This is a genomic window from Bacillus sp. PS108 (assembly GCF_037963335.1).
Taxonomy (GTDB): Bacteria; Bacillota; Bacilli; order Bacillales; family Bacillaceae; genus Bacillus; species Bacillus subtilis.
This window is the reverse complement of sequence record NZ_CP150155.1, coordinates 3,783,949-3,804,190: the sequence shown is the minus strand read 5'-3', so window position 1 is coordinate 3,804,190 and position 20,242 is coordinate 3,783,949. Positions and strand designations below refer to the sequence as shown.

The following is a 20,242-nucleotide window of genomic DNA, read 5'->3' as shown; positions in this document are numbered from 1 at the left end:
TTGTCGGCCTATTTAAGCAATTATTGGGTGCTGTACCGGAAGTACGTGGAGCTTTTTGACAAACTTCGCTACAAAGGGATTCCGCTTGGGCTTATCAGTAATTTTTATCAATACATCAGCCCTGAGCTGAGGGTGATGATGGAAGAAGAACCGGAATTATTCGGATCGGTGGATCAGCATATCGATGAGGGACAGATTCAGCCGTTTTTTGAAGAAAGAATCCAAAACATCGTTAAAACAAATGACAAACCTGTTAAAGGGAAAGTCATTTTGCACTTTGATTACCTGCGTTTTTCAAACGGAAATTACTATCAATTTGATCCTGAAAAAACGGCTGTTTTGGCCAGATGGAGTTTGCCGCATTATTGTGATCTGCCTGTAATTAGCAAGCGGGAGATAGCGGATTCATGCCAAAAAGGCGATTCGAAGCAGTATCTCGAAACAGCCTGTTCGCTTCTCGCCCCTTATGATGATCACCCGGCATTTGGTGATCAAGCGTTTCGCGACCGGCTTTTCAAAGATATTCCTTTATTTATAGAGGCCATTGATACAGTTGATGCGCTGTTTGAACAGGAAAAGATTTCAGCTGTTATTGTCGGAACGGCAGAAGACATTTACAGCAGGGTGCTCGCTCTCATGTGTCAAAGAAAAGGGGCCGTCAGCATTTGTCTTCAGCATGGCGCATTGATGGGAGATGAAGCCTTCATTCCTGTTTTTACAACCTATCAAGCTGTTTTTGGTGCGTATGAAGCAGAGTGGTTCATACGAAAAGGCTGTAAACCCGAGCAGATTCTCGTAACGGGACATCCCCGCTTCGATCAGATTTTTAACAGAACGCCTATGGATATGTCCATATTCTATCGAAAACTTGCTTTTCAGCCGACTAAAAAAATTGTGCTCATTGCCACTCAGCCCTTTTCAGAAGACTTTTATTCCGGTGTGCTGCAGGGGCTTTCTGATCAGAAGCAGCTGCAGATCATTATCAAACCCCACCCGTGGGAAATCGGAAAAAACAAGCTTGATCTGTATCACGAGGCGGCGAAAAAACATAAAGCATGCAGAGTCATCAAAAAGGAGCTGGAGCTTTATGATTTGCTGCCGTATGCTGATGCCGCAGTGACGCAGACCTCGACAGTCGGTCTTGAAGCCATGCTGTTTCAAAAGCCTGTGCTGATCGGAAAATCGTCCGGAAATCGCTCGTATCCGTATTATGAGTCTCTTGGCGATTTTATGTTTGACCAGCCGGATGAACTGGTGCACACCTTGGTTGAGGTTCTTCGAAGTCCCGACGTGCATCAAAAAGCAGAAGAGGCGCGCCTGGCATTCATAGCGGCTAATTATCCGGTGGCAGAATCAACAAATGCTTTATTTGCGGAACTGAAAGCCAAAACAGGGGTTGATTACAGGCGGGAAGATACTGAATAAAATGATAGGAGCGCAAAGAAATGGTGCAAAAGAGAAATCATTTTCTCCCTTACTCATTGCCGTTAATCGGTAAGGAAGAAATTCAGGAGGTTACAGAAACGCTTGAATCGGGATGGCTCTCTAAAGGCCCGAAGGTTCAGCAGTTTGAAAAAGAGTTTGCCGCGTTTGTCGGGGCGAAGCACGCCGTGGCGGTAAATTCATGTACCGCAGCTTTATTTTTGGCTTTGAAAGCAAAAGGGATCGGGCCCGGGGACGAGGTCATTACCTCTCCGCTTACGTTCAGCTCGACTGCCAATACGATTATTCATACGGGAGCGACGCCTGTGTTTGCGGATATTGACGAAAACACGCTCAATATTGACCCGGTAAAGCTTGAGGCGGCCGTCACACCGCGAACGAAAGCAGTTGTGCCCGTCCACTTTGGCGGGCAGTCCTGCGATATGGATGCAATATTGGCTATTGCCCAAAATCATGGTTTATTCGTGCTGGAGGATGCGGCACATGCGGTATATACGACTTATAAGCAAAGAATGATCGGTTCTATCGGGGATGCAACGGCATTCAGCTTTTACGCCACCAAAAACCTCGCGACAGGGGAAGGCGGCATGCTGACGACTGATGATGAGGAGCTTGCCGATAAGATCCGGGTGCTAAGCCTTCACGGCATGAGTAAAGCCGCATGGAACCGTTATTCTTCAAATGGCAGCTGGTACTATGAAGTCGAATCGCCCGGCTATAAGATGAATATGTTTGATTTGCAGGCGGCCCTCGGACTTCATCAGCTGAAACGGCTGGATGATATGCAGAAACGGAGAGAAGAGATTGCCGGCCGCTATCAAACCGCTTTTCAGCAGATTCCGGGACTGATCACGCCGTTTGTCCATGATGACGGCAGGCACGCCTGGCATCTATATGTTCTGCAAGTAGATGAAAAAAAGGCCGGGGTTACGCGCAGCGAAATGATTACGGCTTTAAAGGATGAATACAATATCGGCACTAGCGTTCATTTTATTCCAGTACACATTCATCCGTATTATCAAAAGCAATTTGGATATAAGGAAGCGGACTTTCCGAATGCCATGAATTACTATAAACGAACCCTTTCTCTCCCGCTCTATCCATCAATGTCTGACGACGATGTAGATGATGTCATTAAAGCTGTGCGGGATATCGTAAAAGGGGCTGATTAAGTGTATACGGTAAAAGAAAATGTCTCCAAAGAGGCAATTGAGGAATTTCTCCAAAGCAGAAAGCTTACACTGGATGTTCCGTATCAATTTTCCCTCGGCCTTTTTGAAAACAGCAGGCTCCAAGGTGTATTGCTTTACGAAGATTCTTTGTGGGAAAGCAAGGTGCTTCAGAAGAAAGTCATCAACGTCAAACTTCTTGCGGCAAATAGTACCGGGCAGCTAAAGAGGCTGTTTGAAGCTTTTTATACTGTACGCCAAATGGATGAAACGGATTTTATCTTTGTCCGTGTTCCGGCTGAAGATATCGGAGCCGCGCATGTGATACAGCAGCAGCCATCCTCTTACTTTGTCGGGAGTTTGCTGAAGCTGGCGATGCCTCCGTCTTTTTATGACAAAACACCGCCATTTTTTGAACTGGGACCGCCTGAGCCCGGAGACACAGAAGCGATATGTGAGCTGGCCCGAGACTCGTTTACAAAAAGCAGATATTTTCAGGATCCTCATCTCAGCCGCGATGCAGCAAACAAAATATTTCAGGAGTGGACACGAAACAATCTGAATGGAAGGGCGGCGGTCAATATTGTCGCTAAACACAATGGCGAGGTCATCGGCTATCTTCAGGGCTTATCAAGAGATGATGAGTGCATTCTCGATTTGATGGCTGTAAAGCCGGGATTTGAAGGGAAACGTATTGCGTTTCATTTATTGGCGAATCTCATAGAACAACCGGAGACCCAGAAGCATAGAACGGTAACAGCGGGGACGCAGCTTCACAATGTAAGGGCGATCCGCCTTTATGAACGAATGGGCTTCACCGCTGAACAATCGTATTACTATTATCATATTTGGCCGGGCAAGGAGGCGAGATAATGGCAGCGTTTCAGATCGCGAATAAAACTGTAGGCAAAGACGCTCCTGTTTTTATTATTGCTGAGGCGGGGATTAATCATGACGGGAAGCTTGATCAGGCTTTTGCGCTGATAGACGCCGCGGCGGAAGCGGGAGCGGATGCCGTGAAATTTCAAATGTTCCAAGCTGATAGGATGTACCAGAAAGATCCTGGTTTGTACAAGACGGCAGCGGGCAAGGACGTCTCTATTTTTTCTTTGGTTCAATCTATGGAAATGCCTGCTGAGTGGATTTTACCGCTATTGGATTACTGCCGCGAAAAGCAGGTGATCTTTTTAAGTACGGTATGTGACGAGGGGTCAGCTGATCTGCTTCAGTCTACCTCGCCGAGCGCTTTTAAAATCGCATCCTATGAAATTAACCATCTCCCGCTGCTCAAATATGTCGCCCGGCTGAACAGGCCGATGATTTTCTCGACAGCCGGAGCTGAAATCTCTGATGTTCACGAAGCTTGGCGCACCATCAGGGCAGAGGGAAACAATCAAATTGCCATAATGCATTGTGTGGCGAAATACCCAGCACCGCCGGAGTACAGCAACCTCAGCGTCATTCCGATGCTTGCCGCCGCTTTTCCTGAGGCGGTAATCGGCTTCTCCGATCATAGCGAGCATCCGACAGAAGCGCCATGTGCCGCGGTTCGGCTCGGAGCAAAACTGATAGAAAAGCATTTTACGATCGATAAAGATCTGCCGGGTGCCGACCACTCGTTTGCATTAAATCCGGATGAATTGAAAGAAATGGTCGATGGTATCAGGAAAACGGAAGCTGAGCTGAAACAGGGGATCACAAAGCCGGTCTCTGAAAAACTGCTTGGCAGTTCATACAAAACAACGACCGCCATCGAAGGAGAAATCAGAAATTTTGCATATAGAGGCATTTTTACAACAGCTCCGATTCAAAAAGGTGAAGCCTTTAGTGAAGACAATATCGCAGTGCTTCGGCCCGGACAAAAGCCGCAGGGGCTGCACCCGAGATTTTTTGAACTGCTGACCAGCGGTGTTCGGGCTGTAAGAGACATTCCGGCCGACACAGGCATTATCTGGGATGACATTTTACTGAAGGACAGCCCGTTTCATGAATGATATTCTCTTTATCATTCAGGCAAGAATGGGTTCAACAAGGCTTCCGGGAAAAGTGCTTCGGCCGCTCGGATCGAATCGTTTACTTGACATTCTCGTTCACCGTGTCCGGAAAAGCGCGTTTTACCAAAAGGATCGGGATAATCTTGTCATCGCCACGTCTGACAAAGAAACTGACGACATATTAGAGGCGCACTGTATCAAACAAGGCTTTCGTGTTTTCCGCGGGAGCGAAGAACGTGTCCTCGATAGGTTTGTGAAGGTCATAGAAGCTGTTAAACCGTCAGTCATCATCCGGTTAACGGGTGATAATCCGTTTGTCGATCCGGAGCTGCTCGATGTAATGATTAAGGCGCATTTTGATCAAGGGTCGGATTATACGTATATCCTGAATGCCCCATTAGGGATTTGCGGCGAAGTGGTCAACGCCAACCTGTTAATTGACATCAGCCGTATTCAGGATTTGGAGGATCAATATCAGGAGCATGTCACGTTATATATAAGGAATCATCCAGCTCTTTATCGTGTTCAGTTTTTAGAGGCGCCGGAACGATTTCGCGCCCCTCAATATCGGCTGACTATTGATACAAAGGAAGACTATGAATCGATAAAGGCCCTCTATCAAAAAGCAGGCGAGCGCCCCGATGTATCCGCCTCAGAGCTTATCACCCTTCTGAACCGGAATCCCGATGCGGCAATCGAACGAGAGGCTGACTAGCCATGCATGTTGGGATCTTCGCAGACGGCGGCTATGAAAAGGGAATGGGCCATGTTGTCCGGATGAAGAGACTTGCGGAAGAACTCAAACAGAGCTGCTTGATTACGTTTTACACGAATCAGGAGTCTGAAGCGTTTCTTCATGAAGAGCATTGGCGTGTCATCGTAAAGCCGGAGCTGCAGCAGCACGAATTTATTCTCCGGGAAATAAAAAGCAAGAAGCTTGATTTGCTTTTGTTTGATATTCTAGGCGCGCCTGCAGAGCTGTTAAAGAAAATAAAGACGGAGACAGATGCGAAAATTGTTCTTTTTGAAGAGAAAAACGGTAAATCGATTCAATATAGTGACGCAGTCATTAACGGAATTTACGGTGACATCAGAGGCAGGGTGTACATTCAGGGAAACACACGCATCTATGAAGGCCCGGACTATCTTATTCTTCACCCCGCCTTTCAGGCCGCAAGAGAGGATTACACACTTAAGAAAGACTGCCGCAATATCCTTGTTGCATTAGGAGGAAGTGATCCGAAGCAGCTTATTTTTAAAGTGCTGGCTGCCGCTGATCAAGTCCCCGACATAAAAGACAAAAACATAATGTTTGTGATGGGGAGCGCTTCACCGCATCAAGAGGCAGTCCGAAGGCGGATCGAAAAGAAGCCGCAGTACAAGATGACCGAACAGACAAATGATATGGCAGGTTTGATGAAACAAGCGGACGCAGCCATTGTCGCCGGCGGCATCTCTCTATATGAAGCCATTTGCATCGGCGTGCCGTGCCTTGTTCTTTCTCAGGTTGAGCATCAAACGGCAACAGCAAAAACAATTGCTGGCCAAGGCGCCGCTCTTGATCTTGGTTTGGGTGAGCTTGTACCGGATGAAACACTCATCTATCAGATGTCACGCATTATGAGCAGCTATCCTCTTCGCCTTTCTTTGCACAAGGGAGGAAGGCCGCTCGTGGATGGCAAAGGCATTATACGGGTAACAGCTATTCTTCAAGATTTATATGAACAAGAGATATAAAAATGCATGTAAGGAAGTGTTAATGTGAAAGGTGTTATTTTAGCCGGAGGAAACGGCTCACGCCTTATGCCCTTAACGAAAGCCGTCAACAAGCATTTGCTTCCTGTAGGCCCGTATCCGATGATATACTGGTCGATTATGAAGCTGGAAGAAGCCGGAATAAAAGACATTTTACTCATCAGCCAAAAGGAGCATATGCCGCAATTTTACAAACTGCTTGGGAACGGGGAAGAGCTTGGCGTTACTATCACTTATCAAGTACAGCCGGCAGCATCGGGCATTTCGGATGGGCTGTCTTATGCAAAGCGCTTTACGAAAAAAGAGTCTTTCATTTTATTATTAGGTGATAATATATTTGAAGATTCATTAAAGCCTTATACAGAACGCTTTGAACAGCAGGGGAAAGGAGCAAAAGTGCTTCTGAAAGAAGTTGATGACCCGGAACGCTTCGGGATTGCTGAGATTGATGAGAAAAACAAGCGGATTCGTTCCATCATCGAAAAGCCCGAACAGCCACCGACCAACCTTTGTGTTACCGGCATTTATATGTATGATGCAGAGGTGTTTTCGTATATTGAACAAATATCACCATCAAAGCGCGGCGAGCTGGAAATCACCGATGTGAATAATCTATACATCGAAAACAGCCAGCTTACGTATGATGTGTTATCAGGCTGGTGGGTAGATGCCGGAACTCACGAATCGCTTTATCTCGCTTCCCAGCTTGTACACCAGGCTTTACGGAAAGGACAGGACGAAAAGTGATGGCAAAATCATATTTAATTACAGGCGGGGCCGGCTTCATCGGGCTCACGTTTACAAAGCTCATGCTGAGGGAAACGGATGCGCGCATTACCGTTTTAGATAAACTGACGTACGCCAGCCACCCGGAGGAAATGGAAAAATTAAAGCAAAACAGCCGTTTTCGCTTTGTAAAAGGGGACATCAGCGTTCAGGAGGATATCGACCGCGCGTTTGATGAGACCTACGATGGCGTCATTCACTTCGCAGCAGAATCGCATGTGGACAGAAGCATTTCCCAAGCGGAGCCGTTTATCACCACAAATGTCATGGGGACATACCGATTGGCGGAAGCGGTCTTGAAAGGAAAAGCCAAGAAGCTGATTCATATTTCAACAGATGAGGTATACGGGGATTTAAAAGCGGATGATCCCGCGTTTACAGAAACGACGCCGCTTTCTCCTAATAACCCATACTCAGCCAGCAAAGCAAGCTCAGATTTGCTCGTGTTGTCTTATGTGAAAACCCACAAGCTTCCGGCCATCATTACACGATGCAGCAACAATTACGGACCTTATCAGCACAGCGAAAAAATGATTCCGACGATTATCCGTCATGCGAAGCAGGGCCTGCCTGTTCCGCTGTATGGCGATGGACTCCAGATCCGAGACTGGCTGTTTGCGGAGGATCATTGCCGCGCGATCAAGCTGATTTTAGAAAAAGGGACCGACGGCGAGGTGTATAACATCGGCGGCGGAAATGAACGCACGAATAAAGAGCTGGCGAGTGTCATTTTGAAGCATCTGGGCTGTGAGGAATTGTTCGCCCACGTGGAAGACCGAAAAGGGCATGACCGGCGCTATGCGATCAATGCATCAAAGCTGAAAAACGAACTGGGCTGGCGGCAGGAAGTGACGTTTGAAGAAGGCATTGCGCGTACGATTCAGTGGTATACAGACAATGACCGATGAGAAGGTGATCTGATTGACAAAGGTATTGGTGACTGGGGCGGGAGGACAGCTTGGCTTGGAACTATGCCGCCAGCTGAAGCAAGCCGGATATGAGGTCATTGCGTTAACAAAGAAGATGATGAACATTGCTGACCAGCGCTCAGTACGGCATTCGTTTGGCCATTATCAGCCGGATATCGTGGTCAATAGCGCCGCGTTTACGTCGGTTGATCAATGCGAGAAAGAGCTTGATAAAGCGTACTTGATTAACGGAATCGGCGCTTATTATACAGCGCTTGAGTCAACCCGCATCGGAGCTCAATATGTTCATATCAGCACGGACTATGTATTCAATGGGAAAGGAACCCAGCCATATAGGGAAGACGATCCCCTCGATCCGAAAACCATTTATGGCAAAAGCAAAAGGCTCGGAGAAGAACTGATACGATTAACGACAAAAGACAGCACGATCATCAGAACATCGTGGGTGTACGGACATGGCGGCAGTAATTTCGTTGAAACCATGCTGAAGCTTGCTGAAACGAAACAAGAGCTTCGGGTTGTCAGCGATCAAATTGGTTCGCCGACTTATACGAAGGATTTAGCAGAAGCGGTCATCAAGCTGTTCAGCCATCCGCCGGGCATCTATCATGTCAGCAATTCAGGCATATGCAGCTGGTATGAGTTTGCGACGGCAATTATGGAAGAAAGCGGGCTGGAAACAGCCATTTTGCCTGTAACGACAGAGGAATACGGGAACAAAACGCCCCGCCCGGCATACTCTGTGCTGAGCCATCGGGCTATTGAAGAAGCCGGCATCCGCCCCCGCCACTGGCGGGAAGCGTTACGAGAGTATTTGCAGGAAAGGAGCAGTACGTGTGATTGATGGAGTCAAGGTGAAAAAATTGATGAAGCATAGCGATGACAGAGGCTTTTTTGCTGAGCTGGTCCGGGACGATGAGAATCTCCTTGAGCATTTTGGGCAGGCCTCTTGGTCGAAAAGCTATCCGGGTGTGATTAAGGCATTTCATTATCATGAGAAGCAGGATGATCTCTGGTTCTTCCCAACCGGCCACGCTCAGGTTGTCCTATACGATCTTCGAGAGGATTCAAAGACAAAAGGAGAAACGGACGTCTATTATATGGGCGAAGACAACCCGATGCTGTTATTAATCCCAAAAGGGGTGGCTCACGGATATAGAGTGCTGGGAGAGACGCCGCTGACAATTATCTATTTTACCACCATGTCGTATAACCCGGATCAGCCTGATGAAAAAAGAATTCCGTGGAATGATGAGACGATCGGTTTTAACTGGAACACTGAATTCAGATAAAAATAGGAACGTGATCAATCGAAGAGCAGAGGCATCTTCGACTTTTTTTGCCCTTTTTTAAAATAGGATAAAAGATAGGAAATGTCAGGTAGATGTTACTAGAAAAAGAGAGAGAAATCGTCCATTTGAACCTTGTATAAACAGGAAGGAATTCTCATTGAATTCCAAGTGTTAATATTCCTTAAAAAACATTTACTTCCATGGAAAATGATGATAGATTAATTTTTAAGAAAAAGAACTGGTAATTCGCGAATTATGAAAAAGCGCTTTTTCTGCAGAGGACGCTCTGGCCAAATTTCAACAATCATTTAGGGGGAAATGTCATGCTAAAAAGAACTTCATTCGTATCTTCATTATTCATCAGTTCAGCTGTTTTACTATCAATCTTACTTCCTTCGGGCCAAGCTCATGCACAGTCTGCATCAATCGAGGCAAAAACAATTAACAGCACGAAAGAGTGGACCACTTCTGATATTGAAGTGACATATAAACCAAATGCGGTGCTTTCTCTTGGAGCGGTAGAATTTCAATTTCCTGACGGGTTTCATGCTACGACAAGAGATTCAGTGAATGGAAGAACACTAAAAGAAACACAGATTTTAAACGATGGAAAAACAGTCAGACTCCCGCTTACGCTTGATTTGTTAGGCGCATCCGAATTTGACCTCGTCATGGTGCGCAAAACTCTTCCTCGCGCAGGCACTTACACGATTAAAGGCGATGTAGTAAACGGTTTGGGAATCGGCAGTTTTTATGCTGAAACGCAGCTGGTGATTGATCCCCGTTAATCGATAGATTTGTAGTCAGAGACTGAGATGTTTTCAGTCTCTTTTTTTGTGGATTCAAAAGCTGGTACGGATCTTGCATGATGATAAGGGTGAATCCAATGCAGAAAGGAATTGGCGGGCTGATTTTTTAAAGCGCTTACATTACAGCCGGCCAAAAAAACAATGAGGTGAAAAAAGATGTCAGCAAAGCAAGTCTCGAAAGATGAAGAAAAAGAAGCTCTTAACTTATTTCTGTCTACCCAAACAATCATTAAGGAAGCCCTTCGGAAGCTGGGTTATCCGGGAGATATGTATGAACTCATGAAAGAGCCGCAGAGAATGCTCACTGTCCGCATTCCGGTCAAAATGGACAATGGGAGCGTCAAAGTGTTCACAGGCTACCGGTCACAGCACAATGATGCTGTCGGTCCGACAAAGGGGGGCGTTCGCTTCCATCCAGAAGTTAATGAAGAGGAAGTAAAGGCATTATCCATTTGGATGACGCTCAAATGCGGGATTGCCAATCTTCCTTACGGCGGCGGGAAGGGCGGTATTATTTGTGATCCGCGGACAATGTCATTTGGAGAACTGGAAAGGCTGAGCAGGGGGTATGTCCGTGCCATCAGCCAGATCGTCGGTCCGACAAAGGATATTCCAGCTCCCGATGTGTACACCAATTCGCAGATTATGGCGTGGATGATGGATGAGTACAGCCGGCTGCGGGAATTCGATTCTCCGGGCTTTATTACAGGTAAACCGCTTGTTTTGGGAGGATCGCAAGGACGGGAAACGGCGACTGCACAGGGCGTCACGATTTGTATTGAAGAGGCGGTGAAGAAAAAAGGGATCAAGCTGCAAAACGCGCGCATCATCATACAGGGCTTTGGAAACGCGGGTAGCTTCCTGGCCAAATTCATGCACGATGCGGGCGCGAAGGTGATTGGGATTTCTGATGCCAATGGCGGGCTCTACAATCCGGACGGCCTTGATATCCCTTATTTGCTCGATAAACGGGACAGCTTCGGTATGGTCACCAATTTATTTACTGACGTCATCACAAATGAGGAGCTGCTTGAAAAGGATTGCGATATTTTAGTGCCTGCCGCGATCTCCAATCAAATCACAGCCAAAAACGCACATAACATTCAGGCGTCAATCGTCGTTGAAGCGGCGAACGGACCGACAACCATTGATGCCACTAAGATCCTGAATGAAAGAGGCGTGCTGCTTGTGCCGGATATCCTGGCGAGTGCCGGCGGCGTCACGGTTTCTTATTTTGAATGGGTGCAAAACAACCAAGGATATTATTGGTCAGAAGAAGAGGTTGCAGAAAAACTGAGAAACGTCATGGTCAGCTCGTTCGAAACAATTTATCAGACAGCGGCAACACATAAAGTGGATATGCGTTTGGCGGCTTACATGACGGGCATCAGAAAATCGGCAGAAGCATCGCGATTCCGCGGATGGGTATAATTTGAGAAGCCTCCGCAAAATAATTTTGCATTTGTTTTTTGCGTAAAGAGCAAAAATCGCAAAATAAATTTGCGTTCAAGATCGGAAAAAGAGAAAGGTGATCACCTGTTAGACAAATTTCTGTTCGATTCAACAAGTTTTTTCAGCAAAAGACAAGAAAATGGCATGATTCTTGCATTTTTATTCATATGCGAAGATATATTTCATAACACGAGGGGGACTACATATGACAGTCACATACGCGCACGAACCATTTACCGATTTTACGGAAGCAAAGAATAAAACTGCATTTGGGAAGTCATTGGCCTTTGTAAACACTCAGCTCGGCAAGCATTATCCGCTTGTCATAAATGGAGAAAAAATTGAAACGGACCGCAAAATCATTTCTATTAACCCGGCAAATAAAGAAGAGATCATTGGGTACGCGTCTACAGCGGATCAAGAGCTTGCTGAAAAAGCGATGCAAGCCGCATTGCAGGCATTTGATTCCTGGAAAAAACAAAGACCGGAGCACCGCGCGAATATTCTCTTTAAGGCAGCGGCTATTTTGCGCAGAAGAAAGCATGAATTTTCAAGCTATCTTGTGAAGGAAGCGGGAAAACCGTGGAAGGAAGCAGATGCGGACACGGCTGAAGCGATAGACTTTTTAGAGTTCTACGCGCGCCAAATGTTAAAGCTCAAGGAAGGGGCTCCGGTGAAGAGCCGTGCTGGCGAGTTCAATCAATATCATTACGAAGCGCTTGGCGTGGGCATCGTCATTTCTCCATTTAATTTCCCGCTTGCGATTATGGCGGGAACAGCGGCGGCAGCGATTGTGACAGGAAATACGATTCTCTTAAAACCGGCTGACGCAGCCCCGGTAGTGGCAGCAAAATTTGTCGAGGTCATGGAGGAAGCGGGTCTGCCAAACGGCGTTCTGAATTACATTCCGGGAGATGGTGCGGAGATCGGTGATTTCTTAGTTGAGCATCCGAAGACACGGTTTGTCTCATTTACAGGTTCCCGTGCAGTCGGCTGCCGGATTTATGAGCGAGCTGCCAAAGTGCAGCCGGGCCAAAAATGGCTCAAACGGGTAATTGCAGAAATGGGCGGAAAAGACACAGTGCTTGTCGACAAGGACGCTGATCTTGACCTTGCTGCATCCTCTATCGTGTATTCAGCATTTGGATATTCAGGACAGAAGTGTTCTGCGGGCTCCCGCGCGGTCATTCATCAGGATGTGTATGATGAAGTGGTGGAAAAAGCTGTGGCGCTGACCAAAACGCTGACTGTCGGCAATCCAGAAGATCCTGATACGTATATGGGTCCCGTGATTCATGAAGCATCCTACAACAAAGTGATGAAATACATTGAAATCGGCAAATCTGAAGGCAAGCTATTGGCCGGCGGAGAAGGCGATGATTCAAAAGGCTACTTTATTCAGCCGACGATCTTTGCAGATGTTGATGAAAACGCCCGCTTGATGCAGGAAGAAATTTTCGGCCCGGTTGTTGCGATTTGCAAAGCGCGTGATTTCGATCATATGCTGGAGATTGCCAATAACACGGAATACGGATTAACAGGTGCGCTTCTGACGAAAAACCGTGCGCACATTGAACGGGCGCGCGAGGATTTCCATGTCGGAAACCTATATTTTAACAGAGGATGTACCGGAGCAATTGTCGGCTATCAGCCGTTCGGCGGTTTTAATATGTCAGGAACAGACTCAAAAGCAGGCGGTCCCGATTACTTAATTCTTCATATGCAAGCCAAAACAACGTCCGAAGCTTTTTGATTTGAGAGAAATAAAATCGTGCGATTCTTTAGCGGATCGCACGATTTCAACTTTTTGATCAGGAGGACAATTTATGCAGTATACAAAAATCAGTCACATGAATCCGGCTGAAAGAGTGGAGGCGCTGACAGCATCTCTGGTCAGCCTCAGCAGTGTGAACGGCACCGTTGGAGAAGGGACAAAAGCAGATTTCATCAAAGAAGTGATCACGAGCTATCCTTATTTTCAGGAAAACCCCAGTCATGTGTGGGAACAGGCCATTCCCAATGACCCATACAATCGCAAAAATATTTTTGCGTTTATTAAAGGACATGGAGAAAGCCGAAATACAGTCATTTACCATGCCCATCTGGATACAGTTGGAATTGAAGATTTCGGCCCTTTAAAGGATATCGCTTTTGATTGTGAGAAATTGGCCGAGTATTTCAGCCGCTATGAGTTCGATCAGGATGTTCAGCGGGATGCCAAATCAGGCGATTGGATGTTCGGAAGAGGATCTGTTGATATGCAAAGCGGCATCGCCGTGCATTTAGCCAATCTCCTGCATTTTTCGGAGAACCTTGAGACGTTGCCGGGAAATGTATTGTTTATGGTCAATCCCGATGAGGAGAGCCAGCATTCGGGCATTCTCGCCAGCATTTCAGAGCTGAACCGGTTAAAAAAAGAAAAACAGCTTCACTATTTGGCTGCTATTAATACGGATTTTATTACCCCGCTTTACGATGGTGATCAGACAAGATATATCTATACCGGAGCCGCGGGAAAACTGCTGCCTTGCTTTTACATTTACGGGCGTGAAGTCCATGTTGGCGATACACTGGCAGGAATTGACCCAAATTTCATTTCATCTGAAATCACAAGCCGTCTCCACAATAACATCCATCTGGCAGAAAAGGTTGAAGGGGAGTTGGTTCTGCCCCCATCCTGTTTGTATCAGCGTGATAACAAGGAATCCTATAATGTGCAAACGGCTGTCAGCACCAGCTTGTACTTCAATTGTTTTATTTATGAAAGAACAGCAAAAGAAATGATGGATTTGCTTATTGAAGTCACTGAGGAAGCATGCCGGGAGACAGAACAAAAATTATCAGATTATTATGAAGAATATGCAAAAAGAGCCAACCTGCCAAAGAAACATTTATCATGGGGCATTCAAGTGTATAGCCTGGAGCAATACTTAGAAAAGCTGAGAAACCGGGGGATAGATCCCGAGCAGTGTATCGAGCAGACATTCAAAGCCAACGAGCACCTTGAACTTCGCATGAGATGCTTTCAGGCAATCGAAGAGCTTCAAAAGCTTGACCCCGATCAAGGCGCAAAAGTCATTCTATTTTACGCACCTCCTTACCTGCCGCATAACTATTTGAAAGAAGATAGCGCAAGAGATCAGCTTTTGCAGCATGTGATAAAAGAAGCGGCTGACAAAACCGCTGAATCGACAGGCGAAACATTTGTCTTCAAAAAGTTTTTCCCCTACTTGGCAGACGGCAGTTTTTTATCACTGCACGAAACCGATGGCGAAATTGATTCTTTTATCAGGAACTTCCCTGGGTGGAATATGATTGGGACCATTCCGTTCAAAGACATACGCAAGCTGAATATTCCATCCATTAATATGGGCGTGTACGGAAAAGACGGCCATAAATGGACAGAACGAGTCTATAAACCGTACACATTTCATGTATTGCCTCTCCTCATACAGCAAACCACCGTTCATCTTTTGCAAAGCTACCGGATGACCATCACGGCAAAAGAACCAAAGGGGGAAGGATGATGCAGAATCATAAAAATGAATTGCAGCGCAGCATGAAAAGCAGGCATTTGTTTATGATTGCTTTGGGAGGGGTGATTGGCACTGGGCTGTTTCTAGGCTCTGGCTTTACCATTAGCCAGGCGGGACCGCTCGGCGCCATTGCCGCGTATATCATCGGCGGATTTTTAATGTATCTCGTCATGCTTTGTTTAGGAGAATTGGCTGTTGCCATGCCGGTGGCCGGATCGTTTCAGGCCTACGCCACTAAATTTCTGGGACCGTCGACAGGCTTTATGATTGGCTGGCTGTATTGGTTCAGCTGGGCGAATACAGTGGGGTTAGAGCTGACGTCAGCAGGCATTTTGATGCAAAGGTGGCTGCCCTCCGTTCCGATCTGGATATGGTGCCTCGTGTTCGGCATCGTCATCTTTTTGATTAATGCGCTCTCTGTCAGAAGCTTTGCAGAAATGGAATTTTGGTTTTCAAGCATCAAAGTGGCGGCGATCATATTATTTATTGTGATTGGCGGAGCCGCTGTGTTTGGCTTGATTGACTTTAAAGGCGGACAGGAGACACCCTTTTTGTCTAACTTTATGACTGATAGAGGACTTTTCCCTAATGGGGTGCTGGCCGTTATGTTTACGCTGGTCATGGTGAACTTCTCGTTCCAGGGAACGGAGCTTGTCGGCATTGCGGCAGGGGAAAGTGAAAGCCCGGAAAAAACACTGCCAAAGTCCATTCGAAATGTCATTTGGCGCACGCTGTTTTTCTTTGTGCTCGCTATGTTCGTCTTGGTTGCCATCCTTCCGTACAAAACGGCGGGGGTGATTGAAAGCCCATTTGTAGCGGTACTCGATCAAATCGGCATCCCATTTTCGGCAGATATCATGAACTTTGTCATCTTAACAGCCATTTTATCTGTTGCTAATTCGGGGTTGTATGCGGCGTCGCGTATGATGTGGTCACTTTCATCAAATCAAATGGGTCCATCCTTTCTCACCAGACTGACAAAAAAAGGCGTGCCGATGAATGCCCTGCTGATTACGCTAGGCATTTCAGGCTGTTCGCTGCTGACAAGTGTCATGGCCGCAGAAACAGTGTATTTATGGTGTATCTCAATCTCGGGCATGGTCACAGTTGTCGCATGGATGTCCATTTGTGCGTCGCAATTTTTCTTTCGCAGACGTTTCCTGGCAGAAGGCGGAAATGTGAATGATCTGGAGTTCAGAACGCCGCTTTATCCGCTAGTCCCGATTCTCGGATTTTGTTTATATGGCTGCGTGTTGATCAGCCTTATTTTCATTCCGGATCAAAGAATTGGCTTATACTGCGGTGTGCCGATCATTATTTTCTGTTATGCATACTATCATCTAAGCATCAAAAAGCGTATAAATCATGAACCGATTGAAAAAAAGCAGACAGAGGCGCAATAGAAAAAGCTCTCCGGGAGGCCGGAGAGCTTTTTTACGCGTTACATCCCTGTGTTTTTTTAGAATGAAATATATAAATATATATTGTGATTTAAATGAAAATAATAAAAGTTATAAAGATTTCGTTCGAATTGTAAATAAGGAAAAAACAATGCTAAACTATAATACAACTTTATGATAAGAAGATTATGGAAGAGGTGTTTGAGAAAGAATGAACAGCAATCAAAACAATGACATCAAAACAAAACATCATTTTCCGTTATTGTTGGCACTGGCTTTAACGATGGGGGTATTTGCGGCCGGATCTGAAGAGCTTGTGATCTCACCGCTGCTGCCGGATTTAGCAAAAGCCTTCAGCTCAGATGTCAGTGTCCTTGCATTATCTATCAGTATTTACGGCATTATGATTTTTATCGGTGCGCCGCTTTTGGTTCCATTAGGCGATAAATACTCCAGAGAACTGAGCTTATTGGCCGGGCTTATGATTTTTATCATAGGAACGGTGATATGCGCTTTGGCTCAAAATATTTTTTTCTTCTTTTTAGGCCGGGCGCTTTCGGGATTGGCTGCGGGAGCGTTTGTTCCGACCGCATACGCAGTTGTCGGTGATCGTGTTCCTTATACATACCGGGGCAAGGTGATGGGACTGATCGTTTCAAGCTGGTCGCTGGCGCTGATTTTCGGAGTGCCGCTCGGATCATTTATCGGCGGCGTCCTGCATTGGAGATGGACGTTTTGGATTTTCGCCTTGATGGGCGTTTTAGTTGTCCTGCTGATTCTCCTTGAAATGCGCCGCCATGCCCAACATAAAAACAGCGGCAAGAAAGAAATAGAAGAGCCGGCAGGAACATTCCGGGATGCGCTGAAAGTCCCTCGTGTACCTGTTTATATCACGATAACCTTCTGTAATATGATTGGTTTTTACGGTATGTATTCCTTTTTAGGCACCTATCTTCAGGACGTTTTTACCGGAGGAAACACGGCTGCGGGCTTATTTATCATGATTTATGGAATCGGGTTTTCCATGAGTGTGATTACAGGAAAGATAGCCGACCGCATCGGAAAAATGCGCTCCCTTTTGATTGCGCTAGGGGTCATCAGCGTTTTGCTGGCGTGTTTACCATATGCGCCGGTATCAATGTTTCTGTTAATCGTCAGCCTATTTATTTGGGGATTAATGCAAAGCTTGACGGTGACGCTGCTCAGCACCATTTTGAGTGACTGCTCAGAACGTCATCGCGGAAAAGTCATGGTGTTTTACAGCCTCGCCTCGAATCTGGCCGTGACATTAGGTTCTGCTTTAATGGGACCCGTATATGTGGCATACGGCTATGCAGCTGTCGGATTGATTTGCGCCGCCATCACAGTCCTCGGATTTGTGCTCAGTGTATTCGCATATAAAAAGTACGGCAAACTTGAGCAGAAGGCCGATCAGTCCTTATCTCAATAAACAAAGTTTCTAAATTCCTATAATTAAAAACCCTTTTTAAAGGGTTTTTTTGTTTGTATGGGAATAATTATCAATATTTTCAAAAAACATTGACAGTTCAATTTCTGCTGGATAAAATTTACTTAAAATTTTAAAAGATTGGTTGGTGCTCATGATTATATTGGATAATAGCATTCAGACAAAAAAAAGAACTGATTCACTATCCAAACTCATTACAGTCAACACGCTCGGCCCTGAGGGGACAAGCAGTGAGTACGCAGCAAAGCATTTCATTTCCAATTTTACTCTTCTACAAGGGCTGAACAGTAAATTGTCCTTGCATGATACTTTTGAATCATGCATCGAAAGGACGCTCCAAAGCCCGCTGGAATATACCATCGTCCCACATGCTTACGATGGCATTAAGCATTTCTACATGAGGCCGGATTTGCAGCTATTGCAGATCTTCAGGTGCGATACACCGATGTACGGCCTGGCTGTTCGTCCTGATTTTGAATTCAGAGACGATATGCTTGATACATCTGTTATTGTTTCACATCCTTCACCTATTAATTTAATAAAATATTTTACCCGCAAAGATGTTCGTTTCAAACTAGTCAATTCAACCAGTCAAGCCGCAAGAAAAGTAAAAGAAGGTTTGTATGACATTGCCTTAACCAATGAGCTTGCACGGCAAAAGTACGGGCTAACCTTTGTAAAAACATTCAAAAGCATTCCAATGAGCTGGTCATTATTTGGAAAAGGAGACGTTGATGATGAAAACTAAAGAAGATATGCAGGAGCTTTATTTCCCGACACCGAAATTAATTGAATGGGAAAACGGAGTGAGGCAGTATTCAACCGTACGAGGGGATACTGAAGTATTAATGTCTTACGTCCCGCCGCATACCAATGTTGAACCCCATCAGCATAAGGAGGTCCAAATCGGCATGGTCGTTTCTGGCGAGCTGATGATGACTGTCGGAGATGTGACAAGAAAAATGACAGCCTTGGAATCTGCCTATATCGCGCCGCCGCATGTGCCTCACGGGGCAAGAAACGACACAGACCAAGAAGTGATTGCTATTGATATCAAGCGGCTGAAAGCTGATGAAACATATACAAGTCCTGAGGACTACTTTTTGGATATTTTCAAAACAAGAGACCTGCTGCCGGGCATGGAAGTTACGTTCTTTGTTGAGGATTGGGTAGAAATTATGCTTGCCAAAATCCCTGGAAATGGCGGAGAAATGCCTTTCCATAAACATCGGAATGAACAAATCGGCATCTGCATCGGCGGCGGCTATGACATGACGGTCGAAGGCTGCACAGTCGAGATGAAATTCGGCACAGCCTATTTCTGTGAGCCTCGTGAAGATCACGGTGCCATCAACCGTTCTGAAAAAGAATCAAAATCGATTAATATCTTCTTCCCGCCGCGCTACAACAGAGCAAAAGCAAAAAAAATGAAGGCGGATGAATGATCATGAACCTCACCGATAAAACCGTCCTCATAACAGGAGGCGCATCAGGCATTGGTTATGCTGCGGTTCAGGCTTTTTTGGGCCAGCAGGCCAATGTGGTTGTGGCGGATATTGATGAAGCGCAGGGAGAAGCAATGGTACGAAAAGAAAATAATGACAGGCTGCACTTTGTGCAAACGGACATCACAGACGAAGCTGCCTGCCAGCACGCTGTTGCATCGGCGGTTCATACATTTGGCGGGCTCGATGTCTTGATTAATAATGCAGGCATCGAAATCGTGGCGCCTATTCACGAGATGGAGCTCAGCGATTGGAACAAGGTGCTGCAAGTCAATTTGACCGGCATGTTTTTAATGAGCAAACATGCACTCAAGCATATGCTGGCCGCCGGCAAGGGCAACATCATTAATACGTGCTCTGTCGGCGGACTCGTGGCATGGCCTGATATTCCTGCTTATAACGCCAGCAAAGGCGGGGTTTTGCAGCTGACTAAATCAATGGCCGTTGATTATGCGAAGCATCACATTCGCGTGAACTGCGTATGCCCGGGGATCATCGACACACCGCTGAATGAAAAATCATTCCTTGAAAATAATGAAGGCACACTTGAAGAGATCAAAAAAGAAAAGGCGAAGGTAAATCCGCTGCTGAGGCTTGGGAAACCTGAAGAAATCGCAAACGTGATGCTGTTTTTAGCCTCGGATTTATCAAGCTATATGACCGGAAGCGCCATCACCGCAGACGGAGGATACACCGCACAATAG

The 20,242-nt window shown here is 46.1% G+C and carries 19 protein-coding genes; all 19 read left to right on the top strand.

What is annotated here, in order from left to right:
- The 19 genes from NSQ16_RS19765 (at nt 1) to bacC (ending at nt 20,242) form a co-directional block, all read left to right on the top strand.
- The gene (locus tag NSQ16_RS19765) at nt 1-1,425 is read left to right on the top strand and encodes a CDP-glycerol glycerophosphotransferase family protein (RefSeq protein ID WP_230488744.1); all 1,425 of its coding nucleotides are present in this window, start codon (nt 1-3) and stop codon (nt 1,423-1,425) included.
- 20 nt (nt 1,426-1,445) lie between these two features.
- Nucleotides 1,446-2,615, top strand: a complete 1,170-nt coding sequence (locus tag NSQ16_RS19760; protein WP_230488745.1) for a DegT/DnrJ/EryC1/StrS family aminotransferase — start codon at nt 1,446-1,448, stop codon at nt 2,613-2,615.
- Nucleotides 2,616-3,485 (top strand): GNAT family N-acetyltransferase, encoded by an 870-nt coding sequence (locus NSQ16_RS19755; RefSeq protein ID WP_230488746.1) that lies wholly within the window; start codon nt 2,616-2,618, stop codon nt 3,483-3,485.
- A complete protein-coding gene (locus tag NSQ16_RS19750) occupies nt 3,485-4,606 on the top strand; it encodes an N-acetylneuraminate synthase family protein (RefSeq protein ID WP_029726215.1) in 1,122 nt (373 codons plus the stop codon). The genes NSQ16_RS19755 and NSQ16_RS19750 overlap by 1 nt, the downstream gene beginning before the upstream one ends.
- Nucleotides 4,599-5,321 (top strand): spore coat protein, encoded by a 723-nt coding sequence (locus NSQ16_RS19745; protein ID WP_029726216.1) that lies wholly within the window; start codon nt 4,599-4,601, stop codon nt 5,319-5,321. Before NSQ16_RS19750 ends, NSQ16_RS19745 begins: the two co-directional genes overlap by 8 nt.
- Nucleotides 5,322-5,323: 2 nt before the next feature.
- Nucleotides 5,324-6,343, top strand: coding sequence for a PseG/SpsG family protein (locus tag NSQ16_RS19740; RefSeq protein ID WP_080529936.1), 1,020 nt, complete (start codon nt 5,324-5,326; stop codon nt 6,341-6,343).
- A gap of 24 nt (nt 6,344-6,367) precedes the next feature.
- On the top strand, nt 6,368-7,108 hold the full coding sequence (locus NSQ16_RS19735; RefSeq protein WP_014478328.1) for a sugar phosphate nucleotidyltransferase: 741 nt from the start codon (nt 6,368-6,370) through the stop codon (nt 7,106-7,108).
- Nucleotides 7,108-8,055, top strand: coding sequence for a dTDP-glucose 4,6-dehydratase (rfbB, locus tag NSQ16_RS19730; RefSeq protein WP_003244201.1), 948 nt, complete (start codon nt 7,108-7,110; stop codon nt 8,053-8,055). The genes NSQ16_RS19735 and rfbB overlap by 1 nt, the downstream gene beginning before the upstream one ends.
- Nucleotides 8,056-8,068: 13 nt before the next feature.
- Nucleotides 8,069-8,920, top strand: a complete 852-nt coding sequence (gene rfbD, locus NSQ16_RS19725; protein ID WP_128993524.1) for a dTDP-4-dehydrorhamnose reductase — start codon at nt 8,069-8,071, stop codon at nt 8,918-8,920.
- Nucleotides 8,913-9,368: a dTDP-4-dehydrorhamnose 3,5-epimerase family protein gene (locus NSQ16_RS19720; protein WP_014481242.1), complete on the top strand. Its 456-nt coding sequence runs from the start codon at nt 8,913-8,915 to the stop codon at nt 9,366-9,368. Before rfbD ends, NSQ16_RS19720 begins: the two co-directional genes overlap by 8 nt.
- A gap of 323 nt (nt 9,369-9,691) precedes the next feature.
- The gene (gene bslB / locus NSQ16_RS19715; RefSeq protein ID WP_003227472.1) at nt 9,692-10,156 is read left to right on the top strand and encodes a biofilm surface layer hydrophobin BslB; all 465 of its coding nucleotides are present in this window, start codon (nt 9,692-9,694) and stop codon (nt 10,154-10,156) included.
- 177 nt (nt 10,157-10,333) lie between these two features.
- Nucleotides 10,334-11,608: a glutamate dehydrogenase gene (gene rocG, locus NSQ16_RS19710; protein WP_015250966.1), complete on the top strand. Its 1,275-nt coding sequence runs from the start codon at nt 10,334-10,336 to the stop codon at nt 11,606-11,608.
- Nucleotides 11,609-11,834: 226 nt separating this feature from the next.
- Nucleotides 11,835-13,382 carry an L-glutamate gamma-semialdehyde dehydrogenase gene (gene pruA / locus NSQ16_RS19705; RefSeq protein WP_327836327.1) on the top strand — a complete coding sequence of 516 codons (1,548 nt, stop codon included), beginning with the start codon at nt 11,835-11,837 and terminating at the stop codon, nt 13,380-13,382.
- Nucleotides 13,383-13,455: 73 nt separating this feature from the next.
- Nucleotides 13,456-15,156 carry a M20/M25/M40 family metallo-hydrolase gene (locus tag NSQ16_RS19700; protein WP_153952157.1) on the top strand — a complete coding sequence of 567 codons (1,701 nt, stop codon included), beginning with the start codon at nt 13,456-13,458 and terminating at the stop codon, nt 15,154-15,156.
- Nucleotides 15,156-16,568 carry an amino acid permease gene (locus NSQ16_RS19695; protein WP_015250969.1) on the top strand — a complete coding sequence of 471 codons (1,413 nt, stop codon included), beginning with the start codon at nt 15,156-15,158 and terminating at the stop codon, nt 16,566-16,568. Before NSQ16_RS19700 ends, NSQ16_RS19695 begins: the two co-directional genes overlap by 1 nt.
- 208 nt (nt 16,569-16,776) lie before the next feature.
- Nucleotides 16,777-18,015: an MFS transporter gene (locus tag NSQ16_RS19690; RefSeq protein WP_339232417.1), complete on the top strand. Its 1,239-nt coding sequence runs from the start codon at nt 16,777-16,779 to the stop codon at nt 18,013-18,015.
- A gap of 151 nt (nt 18,016-18,166) precedes the next feature.
- On the top strand, nt 18,167-18,781 hold the full coding sequence (gene bacA, locus NSQ16_RS19685) for a prephenate decarboxylase (protein ID WP_009968341.1): 615 nt from the start codon (nt 18,167-18,169) through the stop codon (nt 18,779-18,781).
- Nucleotides 18,771-19,478 carry a 3-((4R)-4-hydroxycyclohexa-1,5-dien-1-yl)-2-oxopropanoate isomerase gene (gene bacB / locus NSQ16_RS19680; protein ID WP_003244300.1) on the top strand — a complete coding sequence of 236 codons (708 nt, stop codon included), beginning with the start codon at nt 18,771-18,773 and terminating at the stop codon, nt 19,476-19,478. The genes bacA and bacB overlap by 11 nt, the downstream gene beginning before the upstream one ends.
- Before the next feature lie 2 nt (nt 19,479-19,480).
- A complete protein-coding gene (gene bacC, locus NSQ16_RS19675; RefSeq protein WP_033883424.1) occupies nt 19,481-20,242 on the top strand; it encodes a dihydroanticapsin 7-dehydrogenase in 762 nt (253 codons plus the stop codon).